Source organism: Enterobacter sp. RHBSTW-00901, assembly GCF_014103115.1.
Taxonomy (GTDB): domain Bacteria; phylum Pseudomonadota; class Gammaproteobacteria; order Enterobacterales; family Enterobacteriaceae; genus Enterobacter; species Enterobacter cloacae_P.
Window position 1 is genome coordinate 4,595,160 of the sequence record NZ_JABXPB010000001.1, and the last position, 15,667, is coordinate 4,610,826.

The following is a 15,667-nucleotide window of genomic DNA, read 5'->3' on the forward strand; positions in this document are numbered from 1 at the left end:
CCTCAGAATCCGGCGGCGGAGCCGTTGCTGCGCGGGTCAAATGCCCCTTCGAACAGGCCGTCAGCGTGGCGGACTATCGCCCCTGCGTGACCCATGACTTCGCTAAAGTCCGGGTATATTTCCACGTCGTGGCCCAGTGCGTTTAAACGGGCGAGGGTGTGTGATGAGAAGCGACCTTCGAGTTTTAAGGTGTCGGAGGTTTGCCCCCATGTGCGCCCCAGCAACCAGCGCGGGCGGGTGACGCTCTCCTGCAGCGGCACACCCTGCACCACATAGCGGGTAAACAGTGCTGCCTGGGTTTGCGGCTGTCCGTCCCCGCCCATTGATCCGTAAACCATCACGCGACCGTCGTTCAGGCGTGCGGCTGCCGGGTTCAGGGTATGGAACGGTTGCTTGCCTGGTGCGAGCGCCAGAAGATGGTCGGGGTTGAGGCTGAACGAGGCTCCCCGGTTTTGCCAGACTATCCCGGTATCGGGCAGAACCACACCGCTGCCGAACTCGTGGTAAATACTCTGGATAAACGAAACGGCAAGACCGCTGTTATCCATTACGCCCATCCACACCGTATCACCAGGGCCTTTGCCCATCCCCCACGGCGCAGTCTGGCTGTCGTCAATCTTGTCAGCGAACGCCTGAAGGGGAGCGGATTCCAGCAGGCTCTGGATATCGGTTTTCAGCTGGCGTGGATCGGTGATGTGGGCATCGCGCAGACCAAAGGCCAGTTTGGTGGCTTCCACTATGCGGTGAACGGTCATTGCCTCGTCGGCATCGGCCATCGCCAGACGGTCGGTTATCCCCAGGATCGCCAGAGACACCAGCCCCTGCGTCGGAGGAGCCAGGTTCCAGACCTCTCCTTGCTGGTGTTGCAATTTCAGCGGTGTGGTTCGTCGCGCAACGTGCTGGTTTAAGTCCGCAAGCGTAACGGGAAGACCCAGTTTCGCCATACCCTGCGCCAGGCATTCGGCCAGCGGACCGCGATAAAAACTGTCCAGACCCTCTTCAGCCAGGCGCTTCAGGGTCGAGGCGAGAGCCGGTTGGTAAAAACGGCTTCCGGCTTGCGGCGGCTTACCGTCTACCAGCCAGGTTTCCGCAAAGCCGGGTATGTCTTTAAGTTCGTCGAATTTGCTGGCCGTGGCGCTGGCCTGGGATGCCGTGACCGGCGTGCCGTTCTGCGCATAATCAATGGCGTCCGCCAGCAGGCGAGCCAGCGGCAGCGCGTTGCCGGTCAGTGCGTGTGAAACCTTCAGCGCATCGTCCCAGCCGCTGACGGTTCCGGCCACGGTCAGCGCCGCGCGGGGACCGCGATGGGGGATCTGCGTCAGGTCGCTATAGGCGGCAAGCGTGGCCAGTGAACCTGCCGCACCGCTGGCGTCAATGGCAATCGGTTCACCGTCTGGCGGCACGATGAGCCAGAAGCCATCTCCCCCGAGGCCGTTCATATGAGGGTAAACCACGGCAATGGTGGCAGCGGCAGCCACCATTGCTTCAATTGCACTCCCGCCTTCACGCAGGACAGCCAGCGCGCTCTGGCTGGCAAGATGATGGGGAGCAACGGCCATTCCGTGTGTACAGACATTACTTTGCATGGAGAGTCCTCGTAACCCAAAGAGTCACAAGGCATTGCAAAAGCTGTTCCAGTTATGAATGAAAAGTTTCATGTCAGTCATCACGCATCTTTTTAATAAGCTGGCATGCATAATGAAAGGTATAGTTGGGTGAAACAAAAGTTACAGAGGCTTTATGGAACAGCTTGATGAACGTCTGAAAGGGCAGTATGCGTCATTGTCACCGCAGGAGCAGCGCGTGGCTGATTTTATTTTCGATCACTTTGACGACCTTATTAGCTACAACAGCGCTGAGCTGGCGCAGCTGAGTGGGGTGTCGAAAGCCACGGTAAGCCGTCTGTTTAAGCGTCTGGGCTATGAGAAGTATAAGGACATGCGTGACGAGCTGCGCACGCTGCGCCAGAGCGGTATGCCGTTGACCGATAACCGGGATGCAGTGCAGGGCAACACGCTACTGGCGCGTCACTATAAGCAGGAGATGGCGAACCTGACCCAGTGGGTGAATGCCCTGGATGCACAGCAGTTTGCCGACGCGATGGCCTGTATGGTTAAGGCGCGGCGGATTGTGATAATCGGAATGCGAAATGCTTATCCTGCGGCGCTACACCTGCGTCAGCAGCTGTTGCAGGCGCGCGGCCAGGTCCTGGTATTGCCGCAGCCGGGGCAAAGCCTGAGTGAAGAGCTGGTGGATTTAACCGCCGACGATCTGGTGGTGATGATGGCCTTTCGTCGCCGTCCGCGCATTATTCGCCCGCTGCTACAGCAGCTTCAGGACAGCGGTATTCCGGTTTTGCTGATGTGTGAGCCACAGGCTCACAGTCTGTTTCCGCTGGCAAACTGGCAGCTGTGCGCCCCGCTGGACAGCGTCTCGGCCTATGACAGCTATTCCTCAGTCAATAGCCTGATTAACCTGCTGGCCAACGCTTTCCTGCATGAAATTCTTGATAAAGGACGTCCGCGCATTCATGAGATTGCCTCACTGTACCAGCAACTGGATGAGCTGGAGCAACGATAATGGGGCATCAGGCTGGTGCTTTGCATTAAATCAGTGCAAAAAAACGGGGGTGAAAACAGTTTGTGTTTTCACCCCGTTTTCTTTTTCTCCGCTATTTACCTGCCATTCAAACAAATTTTATGGTTTTGCCGTGTATGGCACATTAGTTGCAAAAGTTAAATTAAAGAATCTTTTGTTTCATGTTAACGTAACGGGTAAACACCATGAAAAAACTGTTGATTGCACTGGCCGGGGCCGCTTGTCTGTTCACACAACTGCCAGCAAAAGCTGACCAGCTCCAGGATATTGAGAAACGCGGCACCATCCGCATTGCCGTCCCGCAGGATTTTCCGCCGTTTGGCTCAGTGGGAACCGACCTCCAGCCGCAGGGCTACGACATCGACATGGCGCGCTATCTGGCAAAGCAGATGAAGCTCAGGCTGCAACTGGTGCCGGTAACCAGCGCTAACCGCGTACCGTATCTGCAAACCGATAAGGTGGATCTGGTTATCTCAAGCCTCGGTAAAAACGCTGAACGCGAAAAGGTGATCGATTTTAGCCGCGCCTATGCGCCATTCTTCCTCGGCGTATTTGGCCCGAAAGGGGCGGAGCTGAAAGATGCCACCGCGCTGAGCGGGAAAACCATTGGCGTGACGCGCGGTGCGGTGGAAGACATGGTGTTGACCAGCCTGGCTCCGAAAGATGCCGAGGTGAAACGCTACGAAGACAACAACACCACGCTGTCGGCGTATCTCTCCGGTCAGGTGCAGTATGTGGCTACCGGCAACCTTGTGGTGGCAGCGATTTCACGGCAGAACGCGGATAAAGCCCCGGTCCCGAGTTTTATGCTGAAAGACTCGCCGTGTTTTATCGGTCTGAAGAAAAACGAACCAGCCCTGAAAGCGAAAGTGGATGCGCTGATTGAGCAGGGTATCAAGGACGGCACGCTGAATGGACTCTCTGAGCAGTGGCTGAAAGCACCGTTACCGGCAAGCCTTGGCGCATAAGGCCTGTGAATGACAGAACAACTTCATTTTTCTGCGCTCTGGCCGTACTGGCCGGAGCTGCTGGCAGGACTTTGGATCACCATTCAACTGACGGTGATGGCGACTATCGGCGGGCTGGCGATCGGTATTTTCGGGGCGGCCATTCGCAGCGGGCGGGCGACGTGGTTCAGCCGGATTTGGGGCGGTTACGTGGAGGTTATCCGCAATACGCCGTTTGTGGTGCAGCTGTTCTTTATTGTTTTTGGCCTGCCTAACATGGGGCTGAAAATGACGGCGGGTGAAGCGGCGCTGCTGGCGATGGTGGTGAATCTTGGGGCCTACAGCACCGAAATCATCCGCGCGGGTATTCAGGTCACGCCAAAAGGGCAGTGGGAAGCCGGGCGCGTGCTGGGGCTAACCCGCTTACAGACCTTTATCCGCGTGGTACTGCCACCCGCGCTGCAGCGTATTTATCCGGCGCTGGTAAGCCAGTGCATCATCGTGATGCTGGGTTCATCGGTCGTGTCTCAGGTCTCGTATGAAGAGCTGACCTTTGCCGCCAGCCTCATCCAGTCCAGAACATTTCTGAGCTTTGAGGTGTATCTGGTGACGACCGGGATTTACTTAGTACTGTCGATTACCCTGCGCCAGCTGATGATGGCGGCAGGACGGAAATGGCTGGGGGTGCAGGCATGATGACCACCTTTACCGACTGGGACATTATTCGCAACCTGCTGCTCGCCGGGCGCTGGACGGTGCTGCTGTCGCTGGTGGCGTTTGTCGGCGGAGCGCTGGTGACGCTGCCGCTGTTGCTGCTGCGGCTGACGGGCGGGCGCACGGTAAAACGTCTGATCCGCGGCTATATTGAGCTGTTTCAGGGCACACCGCTGCTGATGCAGCTGTTCCTGGCCTTCTTCGGCGTGGCGCTGTTTGGCATCGACGTTTCGCCGTGGACGGCCGCGTCGCTGGCACTGACGTTCTACACCAGCGCCTTTTTACTCGATATCTGGTTTGGCAGCATTCGGGCACTGCCAAAAGGACAGTGGGAAGCCTCGCGCTGTCTGGGGCTGAGCTTTGGTCAGACGCTGTTCCGGGTGGTCGCTCCGCAGGCGTTACGCATCGCCATCGCGCCGACGGTTGGTTTTGCCGTGCAGGTCATCAAGGGTACGGCGCTGGCGTCGATTATCGGTTTTATCGAGTTGACTAAAGCCGGAACGATGCTCACCAACGTGACCTATCAGCCGTTTAAAGTCTTTGCGCTGGTGGCGCTGGGCTACTTTATTTTGTGTTATCCGCTGTCGCGCTACAGCCGTTATCTGGAGACTCAATTCAATGCCTCTCATCACCATTAATCAGGTGCAGAAGTTCTACGGCAATAACCACGTGCTCAAGGGCGTGGATCTGGATATCGACATGGGCCAGGTGATTTCGATAATCGGGCGCAGCGGGTCCGGCAAGAGCACGCTGCTACGCTGCATCAACGGCCTGGAAGGGTATCAGGATGGCAGCATCAAGCTCGGCGGTATGACCATCACCGACCGGGACTCTCAGGCGCGTGAAATCAGCCGATCGGTCGGGATGGTGTTCCAGAACTTCAACCTGTTCCCGCACATGACCGCGCTGGAAAACGTGATGCTCGCCCCGCGTCGGGTGCTGAAGAAAAGCGCTGCCGAATGCCGGGAGCTGGCGCAGCAGATGCTGGAGAAAGTGGGCTTAGGCGATCGCCTGGACTATTATCCGTCGAACCTCTCCGGCGGCCAGCAGCAGCGCGTGGCGATTGCCCGTGCGCTGGCGATGACGCCAAAAGTTTTACTCTGTGACGAGATAACCTCAGCGCTTGACCCGGAACTGGTGGGCGAAGTGCTCAGGGTGCTGGAACAGCTGGCGGCAGAGGGGATGACGCTTATTCTCGTGACGCATGAAATGAATTTTGCCCGCGAAGTGGGCGACCGCGTGGTGTTTATGCATCAGGGGACAGTCTGGGAGCAGGGCGACAGCAAAACGCTGTTTGCCAATCCGCAGACCACTGAACTGAAGCAATTTATCTCCTCCGTACGCGGCTTAAATTAATTAAGGACTCAACAATGGATATCGCTCAATTTCCGCAAATCAATCCGCCGCAGCGTCTGCTGATGGGGCCGGGGCCGATCAACGCCGATCCGCGCGTGCTGCGCGCCATGTCGAGCCAGCTGATTGGCCAGTACGATCCGGCCATGACCCACTACATGAATGAGGTGATGGCGCTCTATCGCGGGGTGTTCCGAACTGAAAACCGCTGGACGATGCTGGTGGATGGCACTTCCCGCGCGGGGATTGAGGCGATTCTGGTGTCGGCTATTCGTCCGGGGGATAAAGTGCTGGTGCCGGTGTTTGGTCGTTTTGGCCATCTGCTGTGCGAAATTGCCCGCCGCTGTCGCGCCGAAGTGCATACCATCGAGGTGCCGTGGGGGGAGGTCTTCACGCCGGATCAGGTTGAAGATGCGATTAAACGCGTACGTCCGCGCCTGCTGTTGACCGTGCAGGGCGACACGTCGACCACCATGCTGCAACCGCTCGCGGAACTCGGTGCTATCTGCCGTCGCCACGATGTGCTGTTTTACACCGATGCGACCGCGTCGCTGGGGGGGAATGCGCTGGAGACCGATGCCTGGGGGCTGGATGCGGTCTCGGCAGGCATGCAGAAATGCCTCGGTGGCCCATCCGGGACGTCGCCCGTCACCCTGAGCGCACGCATGGAAGAGGCGATCCGCCGCCGGAAATGCATTGAAGAGGGCATCCGTACCGATGCGCATCACAACGGTGTGGATGAGATGGTTTACTCCAACTATTTCGACCTCGGCATGGTGATGGACTACTGGGGGCCGGAACGACTGAACCACCACACGGAAGCCACCACGGCGCTGTTTGGTGCACGCGAATGCGCCCGGCTTATCCTGCAGGAAGGGCTGGATAACGGCATCGCCCGCCACAAGCTGCATGGCGATGCGCTGCTGAAAGGTATTCAGGCGATGGGGCTGGAAACCTTTGGCGATCTGAAGCACAAGATGAACAACGTGCTGGGCGTGGTGATCCCGCAGAGCGTGAACGGCGATCAGGTGCGTAAGCTGATGCTGGAGGATTTTGGCATCGAAATTGGCACCTCATTTGGCCCGTTGCACGGCAAAGTGTGGCGTATTGGTACTATGGGCTATAACGCGCGCAAGGACTGCGTTATGACCACGCTGAGTGCGCTGGAATCGGTCCTGAACTACCTGAAGTTTTCCACCACGCAAGGTGCCGCGATGCAGGCCGCGTGGGATCACTACCGCAGCGAGACGGCGCGATGAGCCAAATCACGCGCCAGCAGGCGGCAGAACGAGTGATGGCGCGCGCCGATGCGCTGGCTGCCATCAGTGAAACCCCGAATGCTCTCACCCGGGTCTATCTCTCGACGCAACATCTGCAGGCGAACCAGCTGGTCGGGCAGTGGATGAGCCAGGCGGGCATGACCGTCTGGCAGGACAGCGTGGGTAATATTTGCGGACGCTATGAGGGTGAGCAGGAGGGGGCACCGGCGGTGTTACTCGGCTCGCATCTGGACACCGTGCGTAATGCCGGACGCTACGATGGCATGCTTGGCGTGCTGACGGCCATTGAAGTGGTGGACAGCCTGCATCAGCAAGAGAAACGTCTGGCGCAGGCCATCGAGATTGTCGGTTTTTGCGACGAAGAGGGTACCCGCTTCGGTATTACCCTGTTAGGCAGCCGTGGCCTGACCGGTACCTGGCCGGAGAGCTGGCTCGATAAATGTGATGCAAACGGGGTCTGCGTGGCACAGGCAATGGTCCTGGCCGGGTTAGATCCTGCCCGGGTACCGCTTGCTGCCCGGAATAAAGACGATTTCAGTGCCTATCTGGAACTGCATATTGAGCAGGGGCCGTGTCTGGAGCAGCAACGGCTGGCACTGGGCGTTGTGGAAGCCATTAACGGCGCGCGTCGCCTGAACTGCCGCTTTACCGGCGAGGCCGGACATGCCGGTACCGTGCCAATGGCCCATCGCAAGGACGCCCTGGCTGCCTCCGCAGAGTGGATGGTGATGATCGAGAGCACCACGTTGCAGCACGGTGGCAATCTGGTGGCGACCGTGGGAGAGCTGCGCTGCCTGCCTGGTGCGGTAAATGTTATTCCCGGTGAGGTTGCGCTTTCCCTGGATATTCGCGGCCCACAGGATGCTCCGCTGGATGTGCTGCTCAATACGTTGTTGGCACAGGCACAAACGATAGCCACCCGCCGCGGATTGTCTTTCAGCGCCGAGGAGTTCTACCGTATTGCCGCCACGCCGTGTGATGCGCATTTACAAACCCGGCTGGGGGAGGCGGTTGCCGCGGTACAGGGATGCACGGTATCGCTGCCAAGCGGAGCCGGGCATGACGCCATCGCGATGGCGGAGCGCTGGCCGGTAGGCATGCTGTTTGTACGTTGCAAGGGGGGTGTCAGCCATCATCCGGCAGAATCGGTGATGGCTGAGGATGTCGCCCAGGCCATTGACGCTTTCACCCGTGCGGTCACGTCGCTGACATAACGGCTATTTTACGGATTTTTTGACCCGCATTGCGGGCAGCATCCTTTCCAGGGTGTTGTCACGTACCACGTAATGGTGGAACAGCGCAGCGGCAGCATGCAGACCAATCAGGTAATAGCCCGCGTTGGCGATAATTTCGTGAAGCTCTTTCAGGCTGTGCTGCATACCCACGTTCTGGGTTGCGGCGACGGGCAGAGGGAGCCCGAAGAAAGACCACGCGACCTGGCCGAACCAGAGTGAGGCCACTCCCAGCACCGGCAGTGCAATAAACATCAGATAGAGCAGTCCGTGAAGGGATTTGGAGGCGATAACCTGCCAGCGCGGCGGTGCGGGAAGAATGTCCGGGTCGCTGTTTCTCATCTTCAGCACCACTCTGATGACCATCAGAAACAGGACGCTGAACCCTGCGGTGTAGTGGATCAGTGACATTGTGGCGCGTTCAGGGCTTCCCTTCGCGGCAAACCCTTTCAGGTTTATGGCGGCATAGGCAACGACAATCAGGATGAGAACCAGCCAGTGGATGACTATCTGGCTTCGTGCGTAGCTGTTTTTCATGTTAATCCACCTTATATTTCCATTATGGTGAGTTATAGATAAATTAACTTAAGCAGACATTAACGGCTGCGGAGAAAAGAATTCACCCGCAGCCGTTATTATTGGGTATGGATCACTCCAGCCCCAGCGTGTACTGGGCGATTTTAAAGTAGATAATCAGTCCGGTACCATCGATAAGCGTCGCGATGAACGGCGCAGAAACCACTGCCGGGTCGATACCACAACGCTTGAGTACCATCGGGATCACCGAGGAGACAATCGCACTCCAGAGCGTAATACAGACCAGCGTCAGGCTGACGATAAGGGTGATTTCCATCCCAATCCCCATCATCCAGGCGCGGATACAGCCTGCCAGGCCGAGCGTGACGGCAATCATTAACGACGTGCTGATCTCTTTACGCAGCACGCGGCCAACATCGCGCAAATGCACTTCACCCAGTGCCATAGCGCGCACCAGCGTGGAGGTGATTTGCGTACCGCTGTTTCCGCCGGTACCAATCAGGAGCGGAATGAAGAACGCCAGTGCGATGGCGGATTCCAGCGCCTCTTCAAAATGCTGAATCACCGAGCTGGTGTAGGCCTCGGCGACAAACAGCAACAGTAGCCAGACGGAGCGCTTTTTCCACAGGTCAAACGCGCTGGTTTCCAGATAGGGTTTTTCCAGCGGCAGAGTGGCCCCCTGGAGCTGGGCATCTTCAGTGACATCATCTTCCAGCAGGTGCGCAATCTCGCGTTCGGTGAGGCAACCCACCAGCTTGCCGTGTGTCACCACCGGCACGACATCCGTGCTACCGTGAGCCAGCAGCCCGGCGACATCGGCGCGTTCGTCTTCGGGTTTAACCTGCAAAAACTGCGAAATCATCAGCGCTTTCACCGGCTGCCCCGTATCAGTGGACTGCAATAATTTGCGTACGGCAATCATGCCCGCCAGGCGACCATTATCTTCGATAAAAATATGCGACGGAATATCATCGTCTTTTAATTTTTCGAAAAACTGCTCACGTGCAAGTGCGACGCATAATGAAATATCGAGGACGATAAAATCGGTATTCATATATTGCGCGATGGCGCTGTCATTGAATGCCAGAATGGAGTTGTGAATAGCGTAAGACATAGTGAATTCCCTTTGAATAATAAAATCTCTCAGGGGCGAGCAAGACAGGGCATGTCGAAGAAGAGATCCCCACGTCCTGGGTTCAGCACTGTACACCGTATCCCGCAAGGGAAGTTATACTGACAAAGCCTTGATTCGACAGTGCCTGTTTTACCCTGTGCCGGTTCTCTCGAACCCACCAGAGCGATAACGTGTATTTGTACAGGAGCCTCGCCATAACGAGATCGTTGTAAAACGTGGGGGATAATACCGTTATTTTCTTTTGCTGCTTATAAATTTAAATCACGTTTAGGGAATGTTTAGGTGAATATTGTCAGCAGCATGTTGACGGTTTATTTAGGAATGTTCATTTTAAATGGAGGAGGGCATATCGATAAGGGAGGTAAAATGGCATGGTTTGACAATCTGCTGAATCATTTTGCGCTCTATCCGACGCATCTGTTCGCTCTGTTGTTTTTAATGGCGTTGAGTAAATCGACTGTGTTGATCTCCTCTGTCCTTCCCCCGGCGTCGGTCATGCTGCTGGCGGGGGTGACTGTCAGCCAGTCGAGCCTGCATCCGGGGCTGACGTGGCTTGCGGTGGTGATGGGGGCAACGGCAGGTTCGGTGCTGAACTACCATATTGGCCAGTTGATGGGGCAGACGCGGCCGATCGCGCGCATCACCTCCAGACATGCTGACACATTTTTACGCGTACAGCACCAGCTGCAAAAGAACGGTGTGCTGGTGCTGTTTACCTCGCGTTTTCTGGCGGTACTGCGCTATGTCGTGCCGCTGGCAGCGGGCATGCTCAGGCTGAACGCGGTGAAAGTTTATGTCGTCAGCCTGTTTTCTGCCTGCGTATGGGCGGCGCTGTATGTCGGTATTATCACTGGTATCAGCACTTTTTGAGCTACAGACTTCCCGTTCCACCGTCGACCAACAGCTCTGTTCCCACCGTGTAACTCGATTCATCGGACGCCAGATAGAGCGCAGCTTTCGCCAGCTCCGTCGGCGTACCCATTCTTCCCAGCGGTACCAGGCTTGCAATATCACTCTGCAATGCTTTTTGTGCTTCTTCGCTTAAACCCAGTTTATTGAGCGCCGGGGTTTTTACCGGGCCAGGGCTCAGGCCGTTGACGCGAATACCGCGTGGCAGCAGTTCTGCCGACAGCGTACGCGCCAGCGACAGTAAACCCGCCTTGCTTGCAGCATAGACGCTACTGGTGGGGAGACCGATGCGCGCACTCACAGAGCCGCACAGGATCACCGAGGAGGGATTATTGAGCAGTGGCAACAGTGCCTGAATTAAAAAGAACGGCCCTTTCAGGTTGATGCGCATCAGGCGATCCCAGGCATCTTCCTGCCACTCTTCCAGCAACTCGTGCGTCACGTCTCCGGCGTTAATAAATACCGCATCGACTCGCGGCCAGCGGGAGGCAAGCGTCTCTGCCAGCGCGTGTTGTGCGTGTATATCACCCGCATCAGCAGAGATGACCCAGGCGTTATTCCCCAGAATGCGCTGTGCTTCGGCGAGGGTTTCCGGGTTGCGTCCGGTGACGGCAACCTGTGCTCCTTCGGCAATAAACTCCTGTGCGGTGGCGAGACCGATGCCGCTGGTGCCGCCGGTAATCAGCGTATATTTACCTGCTAAACGACCCATGTTCTTCTCCTGAAATGTCTCTGGAGAAAGCACTATAGAAACGTTAGTATCAAAAGGAAACCAGGTACCAATTGGATACTAATGAGGCAAGAGGTGTGCTATGGCATCACTACAGGATATTCCCGGTGAAAAAAAATCTGAGGTTCATGCCTGCCCGATGACGCGGTTTGTGAATCTGATCTCCGGTAAGTGGGCAATCCCGATCCTCTATCGGCTGATTGTGCTCAATACCCCGGTACGGTTTGGCGATTTACTCCGTGCTGCTGCGCCCATCACTCAAAAAGAGCTGACGAAGCAGTTACGTCTGTTTGAACAGCGCGGGCTGGTGTCGCGTACGGTTTACCCGGAGATCCCGCCGCGCGTGGAATACCAGATAACCGGGCTGGGTTTGACTCTACAAAATGCGCTCTCTCCGCTGGCCGCCTGGATGACCGAATATGGCGATCAACTCGAGAAGTCATCATCAGTTTGAGAAATGCTTCAGGGAAAAATGTCATCAATCTGTCACACTTAACGCGACATTTAAAACGAGTGAGGAATTAGGGATGAGAAAAGCACTACTCGCTGTTGCCGTAGCAGGTACCCTTTCAATGACGTTCGGCGCGCAGGCGCAAGAGACGCCAGAGGGGTATCAACTGGAGCAAGTTTTAATTATGAGTCGCCACAACCTGCGTGCGCCGCTCGCCAATAACGGCAGCGTACTGGAACAATCCACGCCGAATAAGTGGCCGGAATGGGATGTGCCGGGCGGCCAGCTCACCACCAAGGGTGGCGTGCTTGAAGTCTATATGGGCCACTACATGCGTGAGTGGCTGGCCACGCAGGGGATGGTATCGACGGGCGAGTGTCCTCCGGCCAACGCCGTTTATGCTTACGCCAACAGCCTGCAGCGGACCTTGGCGACCGCACAGTTCTTTATTACCGGCGCGTTCCCGGGGTGCGATATTCCTGTGCATCATCAGGAAAAAATGGGCACGATGGACCCGACGTTTAACCCGGTCATCACCGATAACACCCCTGCATTCCGTGAAAAAGCATTGAACGCGATGGTAACGGAACGGCAGAAAATGCAGCTCGATGAGAGCTACAGGTTGCTGGAGCAGATGACGCATTACGCTGACTCACCGTCCTGCAAGGAGAAAAAGGTCTGCTCGCTGACGGACGCCAAAGACACCTTCAGTGCTGATTACGAAAAAGAGCCGGGTGTTTCCGGGCCGCTGAAGGTGGGGAACTCGCTGGTCGATGCGTTCACATTGCAGTACTACGAAGGTTTCCCGGCCGATCAGGTGGCGTGGGGCGAGATCAAAACCGATCAGCAATGGCGGGTGCTGTCGAAGCTGAAAAATGGCTATCAGGATTCGTTATTCACCTCGGGTGAGGTGGCGCGCAATGTGGCGAAACCGCTGGTGAAATACATCGATAACGCCCTGGTGACTGAGCAGGGGAAAGCCGCCAGGATAACGCTGCTGGTGGGACACGATTCCAACATCGCCTCACTGCTGACGGCGCTCGATTTCAAACCTTATCAGCTGCATGACCAGTACGAACGCACCCCGATTGGCGGCAAAATTGTCTTCCAGCGCTGGCATGACAAGAACGCTAACCGGGAGTTGATGAAAATCGAGTATGTCTATCAAAGCGCAACGCAACTGCGTAACGCCGATGTTCTGTCGCTAAAGTCACCCGCGCAGCGTGTCACGCTGGAGCTTTCAGGGTGTCCGGTCGATGAGAACGGATTCTGCCCGGTAGAGAAATTTAATACGGTGTTGAATAACGCGGCGAAATAAAAGAGCCCCCCCGCTGCGGCGGGGGGGAAACGGTCAGACGTTTTTACGTTCGATGGTTTGCTCACCCCAGAAGAGCGAGTCTTTGTCCGTTTTTTCGAAGGCGCGCGTCAGTACTTCATCGCTGCCTTCTTCCCAAATCTGCTCTGCCAGCTTTTCGTCATATTTTGCGACTTCAAAGATAGCCTCGGCAATTTCCGGAGAGGTATTGCGTAAACTTGCCCATTCACCCACGCGGTGAGCTTTGGATTCTTGAGTTGGCATGCTTGTCCTCCTGTTGGGTTAGCCGTTCAGTTTTTTGGCAAGACCCGCGACATATTCACCCTGGTAGCGGGCGATAGTCAGCTCTTCGTTGCTTGGCTGGCGTGAACCATCCCCCCCGGCAATGGTGGTTGCACCGTACGGTGTACCGCCGCGCACCTGGGAAACATCAAACAGCTCTTGTGCGCCGTAACCAATGGGCACAATCACCATTCCATGATGTGCAAGGGTCGTCCAGGTCGAGGTGATCGTCTGTTCCTGACCGCCGCCGGTACCGGTAGAGCTGAAAACGCTGGCGAGTTTGCCGTATAACGCACCCGATGCCCAGAGTCCTCCGGTCTGGTCGAGGAAGGTGCGCATCTGTCCTGACATATTGCCAAAACGGGTAGGTGTGCCGAAGATGATGGCATCATAGTCAGCCAGTTCCTGCGGGGTGGCCTGCGGAGCATTTTGCGTTTTCCCACCCGCTTTTAAAAACGCTTCGGGTTGCATCGTTTCCGGTACGCGTTTCACCACAACCTCAACGCCGTCCACCCGGTTTGCACCTTCTGCAACTGCGTGAGCCATGGTTTCAATGTGTCCATACATGGAATAGTAGAGCACCAGAACTTTTGCCATTTTGCATCACTCCTCGTTTGTGTTTTCTGGCAGCGAATCGCTGCGTTCATTTAAAGATAAGTCGTGATGGCCATACTGCAAATATTAGCGCCATTTCTTTGATTTATAACAATATGCTAACTATTTTTGCGCTGTAGCAATATGAAACACATTTACGGGGTTATATTTCTGGAATGATAAGAATGGCTTATTGATAACCCGTCAGGGAGCCATTTCGAATCTCCGGGAACATGTTGCAGGATATTACCTTTAGCTTGTCGGGTAGTCTTATTCCACTAAGCTTAATTGCACGCGGCGTGGATAAAGGCGCTGTCCTTTCGTTGCGAGGTGAAAGAATCCTCTTTTACTGAATGCAGTATGATGTCTAATGTTTCACACTCTGGAGGTTAGAGATGGCAAACCATCGTGGTGGTTCAGGCAATTTTGCTGAAGACCGTGAGAGAGCATCAGAAGCAGGTCGTAAAGGTGGCCAGCACAGTGGGGGTAACTTCAAAAATGACCCTCAGCGCGCATCTGAAGCGGGCAAAAAAGGGGGAAAAAACAGCCACGGCAGCAACAAGTAATATGCCGGATTGATACCCTGCCGCCGGGAGCCCCGGCGGTTTTTTTATTTCTGCAACATTGAACTGTAACCAAAGGCATCGCACACTACAGAATTGATTCTTATTTCTGGTGTCGCATGTCCGTTTCACGTTTCAAATTCTCCGTCAAACCTCAGGAAGCGATCCTCATCCTGATCACCATGTTTTGGGGTGGGACATTTCTTGCCGTTCAGTACGCCGTCACGTTGAGCGATCCGTTCTTCTTTGTGGGTCTGCGTTTTGCGACGGCGGCGGTTGCGGTTGCGCTCATTTCGCTCAAAACCCTGCGCGGGCTGACCCTCAAAGAGCTGAAAGCCGGGGTGGCGATAGGCGTAGCGATTGCGATGGGGTACAGCCTGCAAACGTGGGGGTTACAGTCGATCTCCAGCAGTAAATCAGCATTTATCACCGCCATGTATGTGCCGCTGGTGCCGTTATTACAGTGGCTGTGCCTGGGCAGAATGCCGGGGCTGATGTCCTGCATTGGCATTGTGCTGGCGTTTATTGGCCTGATTTTGCTTGCCGGACCGGAAAACAACCTTCTGGCGCTGGGGCCGGGCGAGATGATTACCCTGGTCGGCGCGGTGGCGATTGCGGCGGAAATTATTTTGATTAGTGCATGGGCGGGCAAAGTGGATGTTAAGCGCGTGACGGTCGTGCAGCTGGCGACGGCGTCGCTGGTGGCGTTTGCGGCAATGGTTCCGGCCGGGGAATCCGTTCCACCGATGTCCACCGGGCTTGTCGTGGTTGCTCTGGGGTTGGGGATCTTTAGCGCCATTATTCAGGTCACCATGAACTGGGCACAGCGTAGCGTGTCGCCAACGCGGGCAACGGTTATCTATACCGGTGAGCCGGTCTGGGCGGGGGTTTTCGGGCGTATTGCCGGGGAGCGTCTGCCGCTGCTGGCACTCGTTGGTGCGGCGTTTATTGTCGCCGGGGTGCTGGTGAGTGAGTTAAAGCTCAAAAAGCGGCGCAACGAAGTTCAGGATCTGACGGTTGAATGAGG

The 15,667-nt window shown here is 56.1% G+C and carries 18 protein-coding genes and 1 riboswitch; of the genes, 12 read left to right on the top strand and 6 right to left on the bottom strand.

Annotated features, from left to right (window positions below):
• Nucleotides 1-2 precede the first annotated feature (2 nt).
• Nucleotides 3-1,586, bottom strand: a complete 1,584-nt coding sequence (hpxW, locus tag HV318_RS22110; protein ID WP_182274453.1) for an oxamate amidohydrolase — start codon at nucleotides 1,584-1,586, stop codon at nucleotides 3-5.
• A gap of 154 nt (nucleotides 1,587-1,740) precedes the next feature.
• Here hpxW and hpxU point away from each other — a divergent pair, with 154 nt between their 5' ends.
• The 7 genes from hpxU to hpxK all read left to right on the top strand — a co-directional run bounded on the left by hpxU (nucleotide 1,741) and on the right by hpxK (nucleotide 8,106).
• Nucleotides 1,741-2,580: a MurR/RpiR family transcriptional regulator HpxU gene (hpxU, locus tag HV318_RS22115; RefSeq protein ID WP_182274454.1), complete on the top strand. Its 840-nt coding sequence runs from the start codon at nucleotides 1,741-1,743 to the stop codon at nucleotides 2,578-2,580.
• Between the two features lie 203 nt (nucleotides 2,581-2,783).
• Entirely contained in the window at nucleotides 2,784-3,566 is a 783-nt protein-coding gene (locus tag HV318_RS22120; RefSeq protein WP_182274455.1) for a transporter substrate-binding domain-containing protein, read from the top strand.
• Nucleotides 3,567-3,575: 9 nt separating this feature from the next.
• Nucleotides 3,576-4,241: an amino acid ABC transporter permease gene (locus tag HV318_RS22125; protein WP_182274456.1), complete on the top strand. Its 666-nt coding sequence runs from the start codon at nucleotides 3,576-3,578 to the stop codon at nucleotides 4,239-4,241.
• A complete protein-coding gene (locus HV318_RS22130) occupies nucleotides 4,241-4,897 on the top strand; it encodes an amino acid ABC transporter permease (RefSeq protein WP_182274653.1) in 657 nt (218 codons plus the stop codon). Before HV318_RS22125 ends, HV318_RS22130 begins: the two co-directional genes overlap by 1 nt.
• Complete coding sequence (locus tag HV318_RS22135; RefSeq protein WP_182274457.1) at nucleotides 4,878-5,615, top strand: amino acid ABC transporter ATP-binding protein; 738 nt, start codon at nucleotides 4,878-4,880, stop codon at nucleotides 5,613-5,615. The genes HV318_RS22130 and HV318_RS22135 overlap by 20 nt, the downstream gene beginning before the upstream one ends.
• 14 nt (nucleotides 5,616-5,629) lie before the next feature.
• Nucleotides 5,630-6,871, top strand: a complete 1,242-nt coding sequence (gene pucG / locus HV318_RS22140) for a (S)-ureidoglycine--glyoxylate transaminase (RefSeq protein ID WP_182274458.1) — start codon at nucleotides 5,630-5,632, stop codon at nucleotides 6,869-6,871.
• The gene (hpxK, locus tag HV318_RS22145) at nucleotides 6,868-8,106 is read left to right on the top strand and encodes an allantoate amidohydrolase (RefSeq protein ID WP_182274459.1); all 1,239 of its coding nucleotides are present in this window, start codon (nucleotides 6,868-6,870) and stop codon (nucleotides 8,104-8,106) included. The genes pucG and hpxK overlap by 4 nt, the downstream gene beginning before the upstream one ends.
• Nucleotides 8,107-8,109: 3 nt before the next feature.
• Here the strand turns inward: hpxK and cybB are convergent, their stop codons facing one another.
• Both cybB and HV318_RS22155 read right to left on the bottom strand, forming a co-directional pair.
• Complete coding sequence (gene cybB, locus HV318_RS22150) at nucleotides 8,110-8,661, bottom strand: cytochrome b561 (protein WP_182274460.1); 552 nt, start codon at nucleotides 8,659-8,661, stop codon at nucleotides 8,110-8,112.
• A 112-nt stretch (nucleotides 8,662-8,773) separates the two neighbouring features.
• Nucleotides 8,774-9,775: a magnesium transporter gene (locus HV318_RS22155; RefSeq protein WP_182274461.1), complete on the bottom strand. Its 1,002-nt coding sequence runs from the start codon at nucleotides 9,773-9,775 to the stop codon at nucleotides 8,774-8,776.
• Nucleotides 9,776-9,835: 60 nt separating this feature from the next.
• A riboswitch (M-box (ykoK) riboswitch) is annotated at nucleotides 9,836-10,005 on the bottom strand.
• A gap of 157 nt (nucleotides 10,006-10,162) precedes the next feature.
• Between HV318_RS22155 and HV318_RS22160 the strand changes: the two genes are divergently transcribed.
• Nucleotides 10,163-10,666, top strand: coding sequence for a DedA family protein (locus HV318_RS22160; protein ID WP_182274462.1), 504 nt, complete (start codon nucleotides 10,163-10,165; stop codon nucleotides 10,664-10,666).
• 1 nt (nucleotide 10,667) lies between these two features.
• Here HV318_RS22160 and HV318_RS22165 read toward each other — a convergent pair whose 3' ends face one another.
• Nucleotides 10,668-11,417 (bottom strand): SDR family oxidoreductase, encoded by a 750-nt coding sequence (locus HV318_RS22165; RefSeq protein WP_182274463.1) that lies wholly within the window; start codon nucleotides 11,415-11,417, stop codon nucleotides 10,668-10,670.
• Between the two features lie 100 nt (nucleotides 11,418-11,517).
• Between HV318_RS22165 and HV318_RS22170 the strand changes: the two genes are divergently transcribed.
• Both HV318_RS22170 and agp read left to right on the top strand, forming a co-directional pair.
• A complete protein-coding gene (locus HV318_RS22170; protein WP_182274464.1) occupies nucleotides 11,518-11,889 on the top strand; it encodes a winged helix-turn-helix transcriptional regulator in 372 nt (123 codons plus the stop codon).
• A 73-nt stretch (nucleotides 11,890-11,962) separates the two neighbouring features.
• A complete protein-coding gene (gene agp, locus HV318_RS22175; protein ID WP_182274465.1) occupies nucleotides 11,963-13,204 on the top strand; it encodes a bifunctional glucose-1-phosphatase/inositol phosphatase in 1,242 nt (413 codons plus the stop codon).
• Nucleotides 13,205-13,237: 33 nt separating this feature from the next.
• On the opposite strand, the gene HV318_RS22180 is transcribed toward agp, so the two are convergent.
• Together HV318_RS22180 and wrbA are read right to left on the bottom strand one after the other, a co-directional pair.
• Entirely contained in the window at nucleotides 13,238-13,465 is a 228-nt protein-coding gene (locus tag HV318_RS22180) for a YccJ family protein (protein WP_166716999.1), read from the bottom strand.
• 18 nt (nucleotides 13,466-13,483) lie between these two features.
• Nucleotides 13,484-14,080, bottom strand: coding sequence for an NAD(P)H:quinone oxidoreductase (gene wrbA / locus HV318_RS22185; RefSeq protein ID WP_182274466.1), 597 nt, complete (start codon nucleotides 14,078-14,080; stop codon nucleotides 13,484-13,486).
• Between the two features lie 392 nt (nucleotides 14,081-14,472).
• Here wrbA and HV318_RS22190 point away from each other — a divergent pair, with 392 nt between their 5' ends.
• Both HV318_RS22190 and HV318_RS22195 read left to right on the top strand, forming a co-directional pair.
• Complete coding sequence (locus HV318_RS22190) at nucleotides 14,473-14,643, top strand: con-10 family general stress protein (protein ID WP_023332656.1); 171 nt, start codon at nucleotides 14,473-14,475, stop codon at nucleotides 14,641-14,643.
• A gap of 116 nt (nucleotides 14,644-14,759) precedes the next feature.
• Nucleotides 14,760-15,665, top strand: a complete 906-nt coding sequence (locus HV318_RS22195; protein WP_182274467.1) for a DMT family transporter — start codon at nucleotides 14,760-14,762, stop codon at nucleotides 15,663-15,665.
• Nucleotides 15,666-15,667 lie beyond the last annotated feature (2 nt).